This is a genomic window from Rhodoferax ferrireducens, from assembly GCF_003347515.1.
In the GTDB taxonomy this organism is placed as follows: Bacteria; Pseudomonadota; Gammaproteobacteria; order Burkholderiales; family Burkholderiaceae_C; genus Rhodoferax.
In genome coordinates, this window is the sequence record NZ_QEII01000281.1 from 1 (window position 1) to 16,443 (window position 16,443).

General features: G+C 59.8%; 16 protein-coding genes. 11 read left to right on the forward strand and 5 right to left on the reverse strand.

Features of this window, described 5'->3' with window-relative positions; all coding sequences use genetic code 11:
• The first annotated feature begins 533 nt into the window (after window positions 1-533).
• From C5P05_RS16070 to C5P05_RS16120, 11 genes are all read left to right on the forward strand, one after another.
• Window positions 534-1,889 carry an OmpP1/FadL family transporter gene (locus tag C5P05_RS16070; RefSeq protein WP_114970863.1) on the forward strand — a complete coding sequence of 452 codons (1,356 nt, stop codon included), beginning with the start codon at window positions 534-536 and terminating at the stop codon, window positions 1,887-1,889.
• Window positions 1,890-1,999: 110 nt separating this feature from the next.
• Complete coding sequence (locus C5P05_RS16075) at window positions 2,000-2,788, forward strand: methane monooxygenase/ammonia monooxygenase subunit C (RefSeq protein ID WP_114970864.1); 789 nt, start codon at window positions 2,000-2,002, stop codon at window positions 2,786-2,788.
• A gap of 165 nt (window positions 2,789-2,953) precedes the next feature.
• A complete protein-coding gene (locus tag C5P05_RS16080) occupies window positions 2,954-3,763 on the forward strand; it encodes a methane monooxygenase/ammonia monooxygenase subunit A (protein ID WP_114970865.1) in 810 nt (269 codons plus the stop codon).
• Window positions 3,760-5,019: a bacterial ammonia monooxygenase, subunit AmoB gene (amoB, locus tag C5P05_RS16085; RefSeq protein ID WP_114970866.1), complete on the forward strand. Its 1,260-nt coding sequence runs from the start codon at window positions 3,760-3,762 to the stop codon at window positions 5,017-5,019. Before C5P05_RS16080 ends, amoB begins: the two co-directional genes overlap by 4 nt.
• 125 nt (window positions 5,020-5,144) lie before the next feature.
• Complete coding sequence (locus tag C5P05_RS16090) at window positions 5,145-5,747, forward strand: hypothetical protein (RefSeq protein ID WP_198674745.1); 603 nt, start codon at window positions 5,145-5,147, stop codon at window positions 5,745-5,747.
• Between the two features lie 35 nt (window positions 5,748-5,782).
• A complete protein-coding gene (locus tag C5P05_RS16095; RefSeq protein ID WP_114970867.1) occupies window positions 5,783-6,613 on the forward strand; it encodes an alpha/beta hydrolase family esterase in 831 nt (276 codons plus the stop codon).
• Between the two features lie 91 nt (window positions 6,614-6,704).
• Entirely contained in the window at window positions 6,705-8,213 is a 1,509-nt protein-coding gene (locus tag C5P05_RS16100) for an aldehyde dehydrogenase family protein (RefSeq protein WP_114970868.1), read from the forward strand.
• Between the two features lie 146 nt (window positions 8,214-8,359).
• Window positions 8,360-9,688, forward strand: coding sequence for an acetyl-CoA hydrolase/transferase family protein (locus tag C5P05_RS16105; protein WP_114970869.1), 1,329 nt, complete (start codon window positions 8,360-8,362; stop codon window positions 9,686-9,688).
• 147 nt (window positions 9,689-9,835) lie between these two features.
• Window positions 9,836-10,321 (forward strand): hypothetical protein, encoded by a 486-nt coding sequence (locus C5P05_RS16110; protein ID WP_114970870.1) that lies wholly within the window; start codon window positions 9,836-9,838, stop codon window positions 10,319-10,321.
• A gap of 26 nt (window positions 10,322-10,347) precedes the next feature.
• The gene (locus C5P05_RS16115) at window positions 10,348-10,782 is read left to right on the forward strand and encodes a copper resistance CopC family protein (protein WP_198674746.1); all 435 of its coding nucleotides are present in this window, start codon (window positions 10,348-10,350) and stop codon (window positions 10,780-10,782) included.
• Window positions 10,783-12,891: a c-type cytochrome gene (locus tag C5P05_RS16120; protein ID WP_114970871.1), complete on the forward strand. Its 2,109-nt coding sequence runs from the start codon at window positions 10,783-10,785 to the stop codon at window positions 12,889-12,891. It abuts the gene before it with no gap.
• Between the two features lie 68 nt (window positions 12,892-12,959).
• On the opposite strand, the gene pqqE is transcribed toward C5P05_RS16120, so the two are convergent.
• From pqqE to pqqA, 5 genes are all read right to left on the reverse strand, one after another.
• Window positions 12,960-14,144 carry a pyrroloquinoline quinone biosynthesis protein PqqE gene (gene pqqE, locus C5P05_RS16125; protein ID WP_114970872.1) on the reverse strand — a complete coding sequence of 395 codons (1,185 nt, stop codon included), beginning with the start codon at window positions 14,142-14,144 and terminating at the stop codon, window positions 12,960-12,962.
• A complete protein-coding gene (gene pqqD / locus C5P05_RS16130) occupies window positions 14,141-14,425 on the reverse strand; it encodes a pyrroloquinoline quinone biosynthesis peptide chaperone PqqD (protein WP_114970873.1) in 285 nt (94 codons plus the stop codon). Before pqqD ends, pqqE begins: the two co-directional genes overlap by 4 nt.
• The gene (gene pqqC / locus C5P05_RS16135) at window positions 14,422-15,192 is read right to left on the reverse strand and encodes a pyrroloquinoline-quinone synthase PqqC (RefSeq protein WP_114970874.1); all 771 of its coding nucleotides are present in this window, start codon (window positions 15,190-15,192) and stop codon (window positions 14,422-14,424) included. The genes pqqD and pqqC overlap by 4 nt, the downstream gene beginning before the upstream one ends.
• Entirely contained in the window at window positions 15,189-16,106 is a 918-nt protein-coding gene (gene pqqB / locus C5P05_RS16140) for a pyrroloquinoline quinone biosynthesis protein PqqB (RefSeq protein WP_114970875.1), read from the reverse strand. Before pqqB ends, pqqC begins: the two co-directional genes overlap by 4 nt.
• A 147-nt stretch (window positions 16,107-16,253) precedes the next feature.
• A complete protein-coding gene (gene pqqA / locus C5P05_RS35300; protein ID WP_114970890.1) occupies window positions 16,254-16,328 on the reverse strand; it encodes a pyrroloquinoline quinone precursor peptide PqqA in 75 nt (24 codons plus the stop codon).
• Window positions 16,329-16,443: the final 115 nt, after the last annotated feature.

The following is a 16,443-nucleotide window of genomic DNA, read 5'->3' on the forward strand; positions in this document are numbered from 1 at the left end:
AGAACACGCATTTCTTCGAGCGTGTTGTGGGCCAATTTGCGTCCGTCCCGTTTCATGCGAATTTGGAGAAAACTCAAACAAATAAGTTCAGAGAATTTGTCCGCTAAATTACTGACTTATGAGTAAGACACATGACAGATCCGCTGTGGTGTTAGTGAAGACTGTGGTCTATCACGCCTTGGGCACTTTGATGCCGTATCCATCAGAGGATCCACCCCAGCAGAGGAGCTTTTCTCCTTGATCAACGGCTGCTCAATCTCAGCGCTCCAATTTCCTTCCCCTTAGGGAGGGATGCATCCATAGCATCTGTAGAAGTGGATGTGCAACATCGTCTGAAAAGAAGAAAAAAGGGGCTGCAAACGAGGTTTTTTCGCAAAGTTTTTTTGGCTTGGTTTGATCCGAATCGGAACACTTTATACCTAGGGAAAGTACCGAGTTGGCGTCGCCACGCCGGCTAGTTAAATTCACGTCAGCTGAACTACTCGCGAGTAACAAGCTGCGCGAACCGCGACCAAATCTAACAAGGAGACAAAATGAACTTTTCAGACAAATCGGAATTGACACCTAAGACTGTTTCACGCCGCACTGAGGCGCCTCGCGGTGGGGTGTTGCGAAAGGCGGGTGAATTGGGTGGTGCCGCAGTGCTCATGATGGCGTCGAGCGGCGCCTTCGCGCTCCCTACGGGAACCGACGTGAACCTGTCCATGAAGCCCGCCTCCGGCGGTATGGCCGGGGCAGCCTATACCAAGCCTCAGGATGCCTCAGCGGCAGTGTTCGGCAACCCGGCGACGATGACGCAGTTCAGTGGGACCAACTTTGGCATCGGAGCCGCATACCTCGCACCCAATCTCGAGGTAACGCAGTCGGGCGCGGCGGGAACGCGGACGTCAAAGAGTGGGGCGGAGGACTATGCTGCCCCCGATGTGGCTGTAACCCATGAACTGGGCGACGGCTGGCATCTTGGAACCGGTATTGAGGTCGACGCCGGCCTGGGGGCGGACTTCCGCAACAGTCCAATCACCGTCCCCGGTGCCAGTGCCGATCCAGCCATCACCGGGCTGCCTCTACTGGTTGAACTTCTGTCATTCAATATCAATATCGGAGCCGCCAAAAAATTGACGCCGCAGACCTCGGTAGGTGCGACTCTGACCATCGGGTTCGGGATGGCTCAACTTGGGACGGCGGGTCCATCCGGGGCGGCCTTTGGGGGTTTTGGTGGCACAACTTCCAGCGTGCATGACTTTGGCTTCGGTGGCTCGCTTGGTGTCACGCACCAACTGACCCAGGCGTTGATGTTGAGTGCGGCGATCAAGAGCCCGGTTAAATACGACTTTAAAAACATCCTGTATACGACGGTAGGAACCCCTGGGTTCCAGAATTTGAGTGTCGAGCAGCCGCTTGAGCTCGTGTTTGGTGGTGCCTACGATATTGCGCCGAACTGGATGGTCGAGACCGATTTGGTGTGGAAGAACTGGAGCAAGGCCGCAACCTACCAGGACGTCTACAACGACCAATTCTTATTGTCGGTTGGCACCCAATACAAGACCGGCCCCTGGAGCCTGCGCATGGGCTACAGCTACGCCGAAGACATCCTGCGCAACACGCCCAACAGCACACTGGGAGGTTTGCGAGGTTTGGGTCCGGCTCCGCTGAATGTGGAGTTGGTCAAGCTGGTCCAGACCACACTGGTTCCCGTGGTCTGGAACCACACTTTGACTGCGGGCGTCGGCTTCGACTTCACTCGTAATGTCCGACTGGATACTTTCGCAGCCTATGCATTTAAGGGCGATGCGAGCCGAACCACTAACGTCAGTGGTGCGGGGCCGGAGACATACAAGGCCGATGTCAACGCTTGGGCTGTCGGCCTGGGTCTTAACTACAAATTTTAGTTGACTTCTTCTGGGGGGAAGAGTAGTGGTAGGGTTGCTGGGGGTTCAAGTCGCCCAGTTCATGCAACCACGTTAGTGCGGTGTTTTATATCAACTGAAAGGAAATTATCATGTCTGCTGTAATGAAATCAATGGAGAGGGTGGGAGCTGGACTGCAGTCCACCCGAAAAATTTTCAACGCTTGGCCAGTGGCTTTAGGGGTAGCTGGTGTGGCGGCACTCTTGCTTTTTTACCGTTTGTACCAGGGTGCCTATTCCTTTAAATACGGGCTGGACTCGACGACGCCGGAATTCCAAACATATTGGGTGACGATGTTCAAGATTGAGATTCCGGTGATTTTCGGCTTAGGCCTTTTCATGGTGGCCTACCTCTGGTTCACGCGGGACAAAAATCTCGCCAAGATCGACCCAGAGACAGAGCTTCGCCGCTATTTCACCTTGGTTGGTTGGTTTCTAATCTATACGTTTGCTTTTCTCGGGATTGCCAGCTTCTACGGTGAATCCGACGGCACCTGGCACCAAACAGTTATCAGGGACACGGCACTGACCCCTAGCCACATTGTCGTGTTTTACGCCTGTGTTCCGTTGTACATGGTTTTTGGTTTCAGCACCCTGACTTATGCAATGACGCGCATACCAAAATTTGCATCGGGACATTCGATACCGCTCTTGTTCGTTGTATTTGGACCGGCGCTCATTCTGGCGAATCTTGGTTACAACGAGTGGGGTCATGCATTCTGGTTTACCGAGGAAATTTTTAGCCACCCGCTGCACTGGGGCTTCACGGTGCTTGGCTGGACAGGTTTGGCTCTGGGTGGCGTGCTGTTGCAGGTGGTGATGCGCATGTCTGAGCTTTTCAAGGAAATCACTGCGGCTGATCAATCGAAAGTGATCGCTTGAAAGCGTAACGAATCAGCGGTCTTTGGAGTTTTTCAGATATGCGAGAGGAGTATTTCTTTTGTAACCTGTTGCCCCAAAGACCGCTTTAAGAAATTTGAAATAAAAAACTAATGAAAGAGAAAGTGATGTGTAAATTGTTTGAGATTTTATTAAAAGGTGCATGTTATGACCGCAAATGACCGGGCTGTACTAGACGTCGCGGAGATGTCGCCAAAAATTGCAAAATGGTCAAGGACATTAGATGTTCTGGTCGTTCTCGTTGCTGCATTCCTTATCATGTCCGTTTCGCACATTGGTTTTTTGCTGCTGGCGGGCGATTGGGATTTTTTCATTGACTGGAAGGATAGACAGTATTGGATCACGATTACGCCAGTCGTCACGATCATGATGGCTGCTGCGTTCCAGGCTATCTTTTGGAAGCTGTTTCGATTGCCCATTGGCGCTACTGCCAGTGTGCTGTTATTTTTGCTTAGCGTCTGGATTGTCCGCTACCACAGTTGGGAAGGTTTGGCGCATTTCCCCTTGAGTCTGGTCGTGCCGGCCACATGTTTGGTGGGGGCCATTATGCTTGACGCCATCCTGGTGTTGACGCGAAGCTGGCTTGTGACAGGTGCTGTTGGTGGCGTACTTTTTGGGTTGATGTTTCTCCCAAGCAATTGGGTTTACCTGGCGCCCTATTTTCAGCCCGTGGAACACATGGGGCAGATGACTTCACTCGCCGATCTGATTGGCTACACATTCCCTCGCGCAGGCACGCCTGAATACATCCGGATCATTGAGCGCGGAACCCTGCGCACGTTTGAAGACTCAGCGAATTGGGTGTCGGCATTCTTCGCCGGGTTTCTCTGTGTTTTCACGTACTTCGCCTTCTGGTGGTTGGGCATTGCGGCCTGCAGCATAAAGTATGCTCCTGTCGGGCTGAAATTCAAGGAAGCGTTTGGAGCAAATACCACAGCAAAGAAGGTGGCAGCATGATTTTAAAAATTCGAAAAATGATCATGGCGGGCTTGGCAGGCGTTGCATTGCTGATCTCGGCATTGCCGCAGACGGCATTGGCACACGGTGAAAAGGCGACTGAGCCTTCCATCAGAACCCGCAGCGTCCAATGGTACGACCTCACCTGGTCCACCGAAAAGGTCAAAGTCAATGATACTGTGACGCTTCAGGGGAAGTTCCGATTGATGAGCGATTGGCCAGATGCAGTTGCAAAACCCACCCTGGTGTTCCTTTCTACTGGGGGGCCAAGCGCTGTTCTGACACGGGTCGAGACGTATATCAACGGACTGCCGGCGCAGCAGTCATTCAAAAATATGGTGCTCGGGCGTGACTACGATTTCAAGATAATCATGAAAGGCCGGATTCCAGGGGATTGGCACCTTCACCCAGTTCTGAACGTCCATAACGCGGGCCCGATCATCGGGCCTGGGGCTTGGGTGAGTGTTGAAGGCAATGCCGCAGATTTCAAGGAGCCCATCACAACGATGACGGGAACCAAGATTGATGATTTAGAGAACTATGGTGTGGCACGGGCGCAGATGTGGCAAGCGGGGTACGCGCTGATTGCGGTTGCCTGGCTGATCTGGTGGTTGCGCAGGCCGTTGCTCATTTCGCGCTGGCGTGTGCTTGAGAAGGGACGCGAAGATTTGCTGTTGACCCGCACCGATGACAAGGTCGCTGCTGGAGTGGTGGTATTGCTCTTGGTGGTGGTGATTGTTGGCTACATCAAAATTGGGAGCGAGTTTCCACAATTGGTGCCACTCCAGGGGGGGACTGTGTACGCAGAGCCACTGCCAGAGGATTCAAGGGGTGTTGCTATCAAACTCAAAAGAGCTGAATATGACGTGCCCGGGCGCAGCATGCGGCTCAGCGTAGAGATGACGAACAACACCGATCAACCGCTGGGCATTGGCGAGTTCACAACCGCAAACATCCGATTCATCAACAAGAAACTTCCAGTGGCCGTGGCGGCCATCAATCCTAAATATCCAAAGGAATTGTTGCCGGGTAACGGGCTCGTAGTCGATAGCAGTGCGCCTCTTGCCCCAGGCGAAAAGCGCGTGGTCATGCTTGATACCACAGATGTGGCATGGGAAGTGGAGCGGCTGGTGAGTTTCCTGTCAAACGTCGACAGCAGAACTGGCGGATTGATATTCTTCTATGATCCCCAGGGGAAACGCTATATCAGCGAGGTTGATGGGCCGATTCTTCCGGTTTTCAAGAAAACAATTTAAAGGTGACAGGGCAGGCCAGCGAGTTCAGCCCTCGCTGGCCTGTTCGTCATGCAAATTGGCATTGGGCGGCACTGTAGTGACAGCTTCTCGATGTATTTCCCTTAAGTTTGATACTGGAGTATGTGATGTTTGAAAAAGGCAGTATGCGAGCATACTTTGCCATTTTTTTGGCCGTATTGCTGTTCGGCTCCGTGCACGAGCGGGCTTTCGCTCATGGCAACCTTTCCATGGAAAAGGATGTTTGCAAGCTGCAACTGGGCAAGTACATGATGCACTTCACTGGTTACCAGCCGGAAGCCACTGGCAGCAAGGAATTCTGCGAGGACATTCCTAGGACGGGTTCTATCGTGATGGCGCTCGACGCGATCGATCCGGAGTTGCGAGACATGCCCATCGAGGTGCGGATCATTCAGGACCCCGAAGGAAAAGCTGATGCTGAAGCTGTCACCGTGTTGCACCTTGCGCCCCAGCGCTATCCGACCGGGAGTATTTCGATCGAGCATAAATTCGATCAGCCTGGAAAATTTGTTGGTTTGGTTACTGCTGGCGAGAAGGGCGAACATGTAGCTAGGTTCCCCTTCAGCGTGGCCATCGACAGGCCGGCCTATGAGAAATACCTGCTGATACTTGTTGTAGTCCTGCTTGGATTTGCCCTTTACCTATTTTCGGGGCGTGCCCGGCGGGCTGCAGAGGTGCGCGCGAGTACCTCGTCGAATAAATTATTGTGATATTCGGTTCCATCAAGGGGTGCTGGTTGCTTGCGATGCTGGCGGTGGCCGGACTGAGCGCCTGCAGCGGTGATGCAGCGGGGTCAGCAGATATTGCCGGGCGCTACGACTACCCGGCGGCGCTGCCGTCCAGTTGTCCAGGCGGTCCCCTGGCAGATGCAGTGGCCGCGGGCAAAGTGACGGCAGGCAAGCTGTCGTATCTTGTGCGAACGCCGGCCAACTACGACGCGCGGTTCGCCCATCCTCTGCTGGTGGTCTACGCAGCAGCTGGTGCCAGCGCCAGTCAGACCGAGCACTACACGCGGTTGACGGCAGCGGCAACATCGCGCGGGCTCGTTGTTGCCTATGTCGATCACCGGCCAATGGGCTTGAAGAACGTCGTCGGATTGGGCGGCGTGGCGCAAAGCGTAGCTAAGCGCTGGTGCATCGATCGCCAGCGCGTCTTTCTGACGGGTCACTCGGATGGAGGCACCGTCTCGACCGCACTGGCGCTGCTGGAGTCGACGCGCGCCGACGTGAACGGCATCGCCGTCAGTGCCGCGGGTTTCCGCAAGCAGGATCTGGAGCAGATGCAATGCCGCTCGCCGATCCCGGTGATGGTCATGCACGGCGCCAAGGATACCTTGTTTCCGGGCTGGGGGCGGGAGACGGCGCAGTGGTGGGCCCACTGCAACGGATGTGCGGCCCCGGTGGTGGGGCCGGATCCGGCAGGCTGCGTGACTTACTCCAACTGCGCCAGCGCTGCACCCGTGATGTACTGCGAAGGGCAGCAGTCGCACCGCGAATGGCCGGGACTTGAGTCCAGGATCGTCGAGTTTTTGCTCAGGCAGCAGATCGGCACGGGACCACCCGGGGCCGGAACTTGAGTTGCGCTAGGCGCAGCAATGAACAACAGCGTTTATCTACGCTGGAAACCGCCGCATGTGGCTTACATGTATATAACTTGAGGACAAAAGCATGGATATCTCTGAAATTAAACACTTGATTTGCGATAGAACTGCGAAATTTTTGGCGCGCGGCACCCACCCCTTGTTGATCGACGGGCAATGGGTCCAGTCCGAGAGCGGACAGACCATTGATGTCATCAACCCGGCCAACGAGGAAGTCATCGGCAAGGTGGCGTCGGCCGGCAAAGTCGAGGTGGACAAGGCGGTTGCTGCGGCGCGCCAAGCCTTTGACCACGGCCCGTGGAGCAAGATGCGCGGTGCCGAGCGTGAACGCCTGTTGATGAAACTGGCCGATCTGCTGGAAGCCAACGCGCAGAGCTTTGCCGAAGTTGAATCCCTTGACAACGGCAAGTCGGCGGCCATGGCGCAAGCGGTGGATGTGGCGGTGGCGGTTGACACCTTGCGCTACATGGCCGGTTGGGCCACCAAGATCGAGGGTGCGACCACCGATATCTCGGTCCCGTTTGCGCCGCAGGCCGAATTCGTGACCTTCACACGCCGTGAGGCGGTCGGTGTGGTGGCCGCCGTCGTGGCGTGGAACTTCCCGCTGCTGTTGGCGGTCTGGAAGCTCGCGCCGGCGTTGGCGGCCGGTTGCACGGTGGTGCTCAAACCCGCCGAGCAAACGCCTTTGACGGCGATCATGCTGGGCGAATTGATTCTTGAAGCCGGCTTTCCGCCCGGCGTCGTCAACATCATCGTCGGCGACGGCCCGTCGGCTGGCGCGCCGCTGGTCAGCCATCCTGGTGTCGACAAGGTCAGCTTCACCGGTTCCACCGAGGTCGGCAAGCTGATCGGCAAGGCGGCGGTCGAGAACATGACGCGCTTCACGCTGGAACTGGGTGGCAAGTCGCCGGTCATCGTGCTGGACGACTGCGACCCCGCCACCGCTGCCGCTGGCGCGGCGCAGGCCATTTTCTTCAACCACGGCCAGGTTTGCTGCGCCGGTTCCCGCCTGTATGTGCAAAAGAAAATGTTCGACCGCGTGGTCGCCGATGTGGCACAGATCGCGCAGTCCATGTCGCTGGGCCACGGTCTGGATCCAACATCGCAAATGGGCCCGCTGGTCTCGCGCGAGCAGATGGATCGGGTCTGCAACTACATCGACATCGGCCTCAGTCAGGGCGCCAACGTCGTGACCGGCGGCGCCCGGTCCGGGGAAAAGGGCTATTACGTGCAGCCCACGGTACTCACCAATGTCAACGCGGACATGCGCGTGGTGCAGGAAGAGATCTTCGGCCCGGTTTTGACCTGCATGCCTTATGACGACATCGAAGAAGTCGCGGCCTGGGCCAACAACACCCACTTTGGCCTGGGCGCGAGCATCTGGTCGAACAACCTGTCGAAGGTGCATCGCTTGATCCCCAAAATCAAGGCGGGCACGGTCTGGGTCAACTGCCACAGTATGCTCAATCCTGCGATGCCTTTTGGCGGCTACAAGCAGTCGGGCATTGGGCGCGACTTGGGCAAGGCGTCGCTTGATTCCTACCTGGAAACAAAGTCGGTGTATATCGCGGTCTGACGCGAAACGCCAACCGATGGCGAGCGGGTCGAGCCGGCCCGCCGCCATCGGCGCCAGCCGGCGTTCTGGATCACAGGCGTGCCGGATTGCGGCACCACGATCAATTCACATGACCCTCTCTCGCGACCCAAGAGAAAAGAAGACAGATGGACTACAACAAACAGCTTCAAGTCAAGCGGCGCAGCGCCACTGAGGTGGCCGCGACCGTCAAGACGGGTGACCGGCTGGATTATGGTTTTGCGCTGGCCGAACCCGACCTGTTCGATGCCGCGCTCGCGGCGCGTAAAAGCGATCTGCGCGACGTCGTGATTCGCGGCGCCTTGAGCCTGCGGCCACGTCAGGTGATGGAGCAGGATCCACAGCAGCAGCATTTCATCAACGAAAACTGGCACTTCTCCGGCTATGACCGCAAGAAGTGCGAGCAAGGGTTGGTGAGCTATGTGCCTTTCAACTTCGGCGAGGGGCCGGCGATTTACCGGAGCCACCTGGGCGTCGATCTGCTGGTGATGAAGACCGCTCCGATGGATCGCCACGGCTTTTTCAACTTCGGCGCGAGCAACACCTACACCCGCGCCATCTGCGACGTGGCCAAGCGCATCGTCGTAGAGACCTGCGAATCCATGCCGACGTGCTACGGGGTCGAGAACATGGTCCACATCAGCGAGATCGATGCGGTGATCGAAGGTGCCAACGACCCGCTGCCCGAACTGCCCACGGCGCCGATCACCGACCTGGATCGCCAGGTGGCCGACTACATCGTGCGCGAGATTGGCGACGGCGTGTGCCTGCAGATCGGTATCGGCGGCATGCCCAACGCCGTCTGTTCGGCCATTGCGCAGTCCAATCTGCATGACCTGGGCATTCACACCGAGATGTTCGTCGACGGCATGGTTGATCTGGTGGAGGCTGGTAAAGTCACCGGCCGACGCAAGCAGAGCCACCCTGGCAAGATCGTGTTCACGTTTGCCGTGGGCAACAAGCGCAGCTATGACTTCATTGATGGCAACGAGATATGCCTGTCGCTGCCGGTGGACCAGACCAACCTGCCGCACAAGATCGCCGAGAACCCCAACGTCGTGTCGATCAACAACTGCATGCAGATCGACCTCACCGGCCAGGTCGCGTCCGAGAGCGCTGGCCATCGGCATGTTTCGGGCACGGGCGGGCAGTTGCAGTTCGTGCGCGGCGCCTTCATGTCCGATGGCGGCAAGTCTTTCATGTGCCTGTCGTCGCGCTACATGAAGGGCGCCAATCCCGCCTCGCGCATCGTGCCGGGGCTGGAGCCCGGCACGGTGGTGACCACGCCGCGTACCGATGTGATGTACGTGGTGACCGAGTACGGCATCGCCAACCTCAAGGGCAAGAGCGTCTCGGAGCGCGCGCGGGCCTTGATCGCGCTGGCGCACCCCGACGAGCGGGATGCGCTGTACGAGTCCGCCCGCAAGGAGGGTATGCTGGGGCGGCGATTTCTGTAATTTCTGAGTGATGCGCCGTCGTTCATTTCAGGCTTGCAATCGCATCTGTTCTGTATCATGTCGCGCAGTTCTGGCTGCGCATTTTTCCCGCGTGTTGGTCCCGCTCGCTGGTTCGATGAGTTCCCGGTTTGTTAATCTGGAGTTTTTATGAAGTTGAAATTTTCCACTCTGGCCTGCGCGCTGACAGCGATGGCAAGCATGGCCGGGCTGCCCGCCTGGGCCGCTGATCATTCGCATCATGAATCCGGACATGCGGACATGCCCGTCAGCAAGTCAACGGTGGCGCCGCGCCCGCTGCCGTCCATCACGATTATTTCTCCGATGGAGGGGGCTCAGGTGGACCCCAGCATCGCGGTGGTGTTCGAGACCGCCGGGGATCTGGCGGCGATGACCATGGGCGCCAGGAAGATGGGTATCCACCTGCACCTCGATATTGATGGCACGTCCCTGATGCCGATCATGAAAGACCTGGTGCCGCTGGGTAAGAACCAGTACCGCTATGTATTCGATCTGCCGGTCAAACCGGGCAAGCACGTGGTCAGCGTCTATTGGTCCGATGCCCAGCACAAGACCATCGAGTACACCGTGCGCAAGGTCAATGTTTTGGTCGGTCCGGCTGCGGACGTGAAATAGGCGCAAGCCGAATGGAGGCCTTGAAAATGATGTTCCGATTCAAGCAGGCATCGGTGTCGACCGGGTCCGGCGACCATGCCGTGCTGCGTGGCGCGGCGGTGCTGATGGCCGGGCTGATGGCCTTGGCGTTCTCTCCTGCTGTCCTGGCACACGCGGCGCTGGTGAAATCGGAGCCGGCGCGGCGCGCCGAGCTGAGCAAAGCGCCCCGCCAGGTTCGGCTGTGGTTCAACGAAAAGATTGAGCCCGCCTATGCGACGATCAATGTGTTTCGGCAAGGTGGTGTGCCGGTGGTGCACCCGCTTGCGCGGGTCGATAAGGAGGATGGCAAACTGCTCGTGCTTGAGCTGCCGCCGCTCGAATCAGGCGCCTACACCGTCAAGTACCGGGTACTGTCGGTCGACGGACACACGGTCGACTATGGCTACACCTTTACCGTGAAAAGCGCATCGGGTTCGCCGTAAATGGAGTTCGTCGGTGTTGCCCTGCGCTGGCTGCAACTGGGCGCTGGCTTGGGCCTGATAGGCAGTTTCTTCCTGTTGTTGCTGAGCGGTCCGAACGTGGCCCCGGCGGCCGTGCGCTGGCGAGATACCGTCCTGGCCGCGACCCGCTGGCTGGCTGGCCTGCTGCTGCTGGTCGGTCTGGGCTTGTTGATGGTGCAAACCGCGTCGGTCTCGGGGCGGGCGGAATCGGCCTTGCGCTGGGCCGACATTTCGCGTTTGCTGGAAAATTCGCGCTTTGGCATTGTGTGGCAGGCGCGGCAGGCCATTGTGCTGGCGCTGTTGATCTTGCTCGTGGCCCGGAACCGGCTGGTGGCCTGGTCCGGCGAGCGTGGTTTCGATGCCTTGCTGTTTATCCTGGCTGTGATGCATGCGACTGCAGCTGTGCTGACCGGGCACGGTGCGGCCACCGAGCCGATCTGGCTGGCCGGAAGCGGCCACCTGGTCCATCTGCTGGCCGCTGGGCTGTGGGCCGGCGGTTTGCCGGCACTGATTCTCGGGCTGCGACTGGCCGCGCGCAGCGACGATCCTGCAGCCCGGACCCATTTTGCGACGGCACTGCGACGTTTCTCGGTGGTCGCGACAGCGAGCGTGCTGCTGCTCGTGGTCTCCGGCTCGGTCATCGGCTATTTGCAGTTGGGTGCGCCGAGGCAGTGGCCGGGCGGCGGCGACGGTCTGTTGGCGGGCTTGTTCACCCTGCTGGAACGCACGGCGGCGCCGCTGATCGCGAGCAACTATGGGCTGCTGGTGCTGGCCAAGATCAGTTTGCTCGTGCCCGTGTTGCTGGTCGCTGCGCGCGTGCGCTTCGTCTGCATGCCGCGTGTCGGTGACATCCGGTTTGACCAGCAAGCGGTATTCGTCGACGCGGTGCGTCTGGTGCGGGTCGAGCTGACCGTCGTACTGCTCATCCTGCTCGCCGCGGCAACCATCAGTGGGACACTGCCCGCCGCGCATGATCAGTTGGTGTGGCCGTTTTCATTTCGCTTTTCGGTCGCGGCAACCTGGGGCGGGGCCTGGGTGGCGTGGCGGGTCACGGGCGGGGTGCTGCTGCTGATCATCAGCGTGGTGCTTGGCGCGGCGGCGCGACAACACCTGCGCGGCATCGACGCCAAAGCCGGCGCCGCGCAGGCGCGTGGCCTGGCTGCCATGGCGGCGGTCACGCTGCTGGGCGGTATTGCCCTAAGCTTGCCGGCGCTGACTGTGGACGCCTATCCAGACACCTATCGCCGCACCGATACCGCTTACGCCGCTGTGTCGGTGGCACGCGGCGCGGAACTGTTCGATCAGCACTGTATCGCCTGTCATGGCGCGGGTGGCAAGGGCGATGGACCGACGGCGGCGCGTCTGCCCAAGCCTCCTGCCAACCTGACCGAACCGCACACTGCCCTGCACACGGCCGGCGACCTTTTCTGGTGGCTGACACACGGCAAGCCCGCGGGCGGCATGCCGGGCTTCGAGTCGCAGATGTCGGTAGAGGAGCGTTGGGACATGGTCAATTTCCTGCGCGCCTTCTCCAGCGGGTTTCAGGCCCGGATACTGACGCCAGCGGTGGTGCCCGGCCGACCCTGGCTGGCTCCGCCGGACTTCGATTTCACCACCACTGTTGGCACTTCGGCCGCGCTCAAGGACTACCGTGAGCGCCAGGCGGTGCTGCTGGTCTTCTATACCTTGCCGATGTCGCAGGCGCGTCTGGACCAGTTGACGCGCTCCTATGCTGCCCTGCGCGCGCGCAACACCGAGGTGCTGGCGCTGCCCTTGCCTGACACGCGTGGCCCGCCACCGGACGCGCTGCCTTACCCGCAGGTGAGCGACGGCGCCCATGGGGCCGCGATGGCCTACCTCCTGCTCCGTCGCACCCTGGCCGATCCCGGTCGCAGCGTGCTGGGTGAGCCGCCGCCGCATCTGGAGTTTCTGATCGATCGTTTCGGCTATGCGCGCGCTCGCTGGCTGCCTGCAGACACGGTTAATACGCACGGTGGGGATTGGCGAGACATGGGTTTTCTGCTGCGCCAGATCGATCTGATCAACGCCGAGCCGCGCCTGTTGCCGTCACCAGACGATCACGTTCACTGAGGTCGCCGAACGAACCGTCGTGGGTACGACTGCAGCGCTGGGTGAATATATCCGGCGCAATGGCTCGGCTATTTGAGTGGAGGGCTGCCTGCTTCGGCCAGTTGGCGCGAAACCCTGGGGTCGCGAAACACCAGGGGCTTGACCACGGTGCGCTGGGCATCGGGCACCTGGGCGTAGGCCACGGCCTCTTGCACAACGGGGTGAAACGGCGACTTGTCGCACACCGGGTCGGTGTTGGCGGCATCGCCCGTGAGCATGAAGGCTTGGCAACGGCAGCCGCCCAGGTCTTTTTCCTTCTCCGGGCAACTGCGGCAGGGGTCTTTCATCCAGCTGTCGCCGCGGAAGTGCTTGAAGCCCGGCGAGGCGTGCCAGATGTCCTGGACGCTCATCTCCCGCACGTTGGGGAAGGCCATGCCCTTGAGCATCTTGAGCATCTTGGCGGTGTGGCAAGGCAGCGCCGTGCCGTCGGGGGTGATGGTCAAAAACACATTGCCCCAGCCGTTCATGCATTTCTTGGGGCGGGTTTCGTAATAGTCGGGCACCACGAAGAAGATGCGGATTTTGTCGCCGAGTTTTTCGCGGTAGTCGTTGGTGACGCGCTCGGCCCGCTCCAACTGCTCGCGCGACGGCAGCAGTCCATCGCGGTTGATCTCGGCCCAGGAGTAATACTGGCTGTTGGCCAGTTCCAGGTATTCGGCGCCGAGCTCGACCGCCAGCTCGATGATCTGGCCGATGTAGTCGATGTTGAGCCGGTGGATCACGCAGTTGAGCACCATGGGCCAGCCGTGGCCCTTGATGATCTCGGCGGTGCGGCGTTTCAGGTCGAAGGTCTTAGTGTGCGAGAGGAAGTCGTTGAGCTCGCGCGTCGAATCCTGGAACGAGAGCTGGATGTGGTCCAGCCCTGCTGCCTTCAGCGCGGCGGCGCGCGTTTCGGTCAGCCCGACGCCCGAGGTCAGCAGGTTGGTGTAGAAGCCCAGTCGATGGGCCTCGGCGACCAGCTCTTCGAGGTCGTCGCGCAGCATGGGCTCGCCGCCGGAGAAGCCGCACTGCACGCTGCCGGCGGCACGCGCCTCGCGCAGCACGCGCAGCCAGTCCCCGGTCGACAGCTCGGTGCTGGTCTTGGCAAAGTCCACCGGGTTGTAGCAGAACACGCAGTGCAGCGGGCAGCGGTAGGTCAGCTCGGCCAGCAGCCACAGCGGCGGGCCGGGCTGGGTGGCGGCGGCGATGCCGGTCGCAGCCGAGGCGGCGCTCATGGCTTGACCCAGCCCTGGCGTTGTGCAATCGCCAGAAAATCCAGTACATCGGCAGCCAGCCCCGAGGTGTCGAACTGATGCTCCAGCTCATCGATCAGGGCCTGCACGGTTTTCTCCCCGTCCAGGCGCTGCATGATTTCGCCGCCGCTGCCGTTGAGCTTGACCATGCCTTCGGGGTAGAGCAGCACCCAGGCTTTTTGCACCTCTTCCCACTGCAGGCGGAAATGACCCGCCACATGGGGCCGGGCCTCCAGGCCCATGGCTGTCTGCGGTGCGGTCATGAAGTCACCTCCGCGCTGTGCGCTGCGGCAGCCGCCTTGGGCCCCTTGATCTCGATCTCGCACTGGCTGAGCATGATGGCGTCGGCCAGCGCCCACAGCACGTCGAGCTTGAACTGGAGAATTTCCAGCGCCCGCTCCTGCAGGGCGCGGGTCTGGCTGAAGTAGTCCAGCGTGAAACGGAGGCCGTGCGCCACATCGCGTCGAGCCTGGGTCAGGCGCTGCTTGAAGTAGTGCAGGCCGGCAAGATCGACCCAGGGGTATTGGCTTGGCCAGGTGTCGATGCGCTGCTGGTGGATGTGCGGCGCGAACAGCTCGGTCAGGCTGGAGGCCACGGCTTCCTGCCAGGGCTGACGACGGGCGAAGTTGACATAGGCATCGACCGCGAAACGTGCTGCCGGTGCCAGATAGCGCAAGGAGGTGACATCGTCGCGCGACAGTCCAACGGCTTCGCCCAGGCGGATCCAGGCTTCAATGCCGCCCGGATCCTGGATGCCGCCGATGTTGTAGCCGTCGTGGTCCAGAATGCGCTGGATCCACTCACGCCGGATCTCGCGGTCATTGCAGTTCGACAGGATCGCCGCGTCCTTGATCGGGATCGATATCTGGTAGTAGAAGCGGTTGGCGACCCAGCCCTGCAACTGTTTGCGCGTGAGCTTGCCCTCGGCCATCATCAGGTGGAAGGGATGGTGGATGTGGTAGCCGGTGCTCCTGCCACGCAGCTTATTTTCGAATTCTTCCTTGCTCCACGGTGCGGGCGTGTTGCTCATAGTTCTATCTCCATGCCGTCATAAGACACCTCGATGCCATGGCGCGTCAGCTCCTGCCGTTGCGGACTGTCTTCATCAAGGATGGGGTTGGTGTTGTTGATATGAATCAGGACTTTGCGCGTGCTGGCAGGCAACTGATCGAGCCACTCCAGCATACCGCCGGGACCGCTTTGCGGCAGGTGGCCCATGGCACGCGAGGTCTTTTTCGAGGCGCCCAGCGCAATCATTTCATCGTCGGTCCACAGGGTGCCATCAACCAGCACGCAGTCGGCCGCCAGCATCGCGGCCCAGACATGCGGTTCCATCTCGCCCAGGCCGGGGGCGTAGAACAGGCGTTTGCCCGAAGCCGTGTCAGTGAGGGTCACGCCGACGTTGTCACCGGGTTGCGGGTGGTCGCGGTGCGGTGAATAAGGCGGCGCATTGCTGATGAGCGGCAGCGCGTTGAAGTGCAGGCCGGGCACACCGGGCATGGCAAAGCCTTTGCCTTGCAGAGGCACATCATGCCAGTTGACACCGCAGTAATGCTCCAGCACCTTGAGCAGTGGGTTGCCGCTGCTCAAGTCTTCGCGCACCAGGGCGTGGCACCACAGTTCGTGCGGCTGGCGGTGCTCGCGCAGCATGTACAGGCCAGTAGTGTGGTCGATCTGCGCGTCGATCAGGAAGACCGCGCGGATGGCCGTGTCACGCAGGCTGCGGGCCGGTTGCAGGGCCGGGAATTCGCGGATTTGCTGCAGGATGTCGGGCGAGGCGTTGAACAGCACCCAATTGCTGCCGTCACCGCTGACGGTGATGGATGATTGCGTGCGCGCTGTGACGCGCTTCGTGCCCTTGCGCAAGCCATCGCAGTTGGGGCAATTGCAGTTCCACTGGGGGAAGCCACCGCCTGCGGCGGAACCTAGAACATGGACTTTCAAAACGGGAGCGTTCCTGATGAGGATCCAGCAAAGACTGTGCGCCTGGCCGGGGCCGCGCAGAGGCAGGTTTCTGCGGGTGGGGTTGGAAAAGGGGCATTACTGAATGAAGATGCAGTCCACCGGGTTGCCCCGGCGGACTGACCGGGATCAGCGAGTGGCGATGTACATCGTGATTTCAAAGCCGAAGCGGAAATCAATCGCGGTGGGGGTTTGCCATTGCATGGTGTAGATCCTTCAGAAGGCGGGTGTCACAGTGCCGGGTGGCTGCTGCGGGGATTGAATCCCATTGAATGATACTCGCCGTTTTGAGCACTTTTACCAACGGTGGATGGCATGA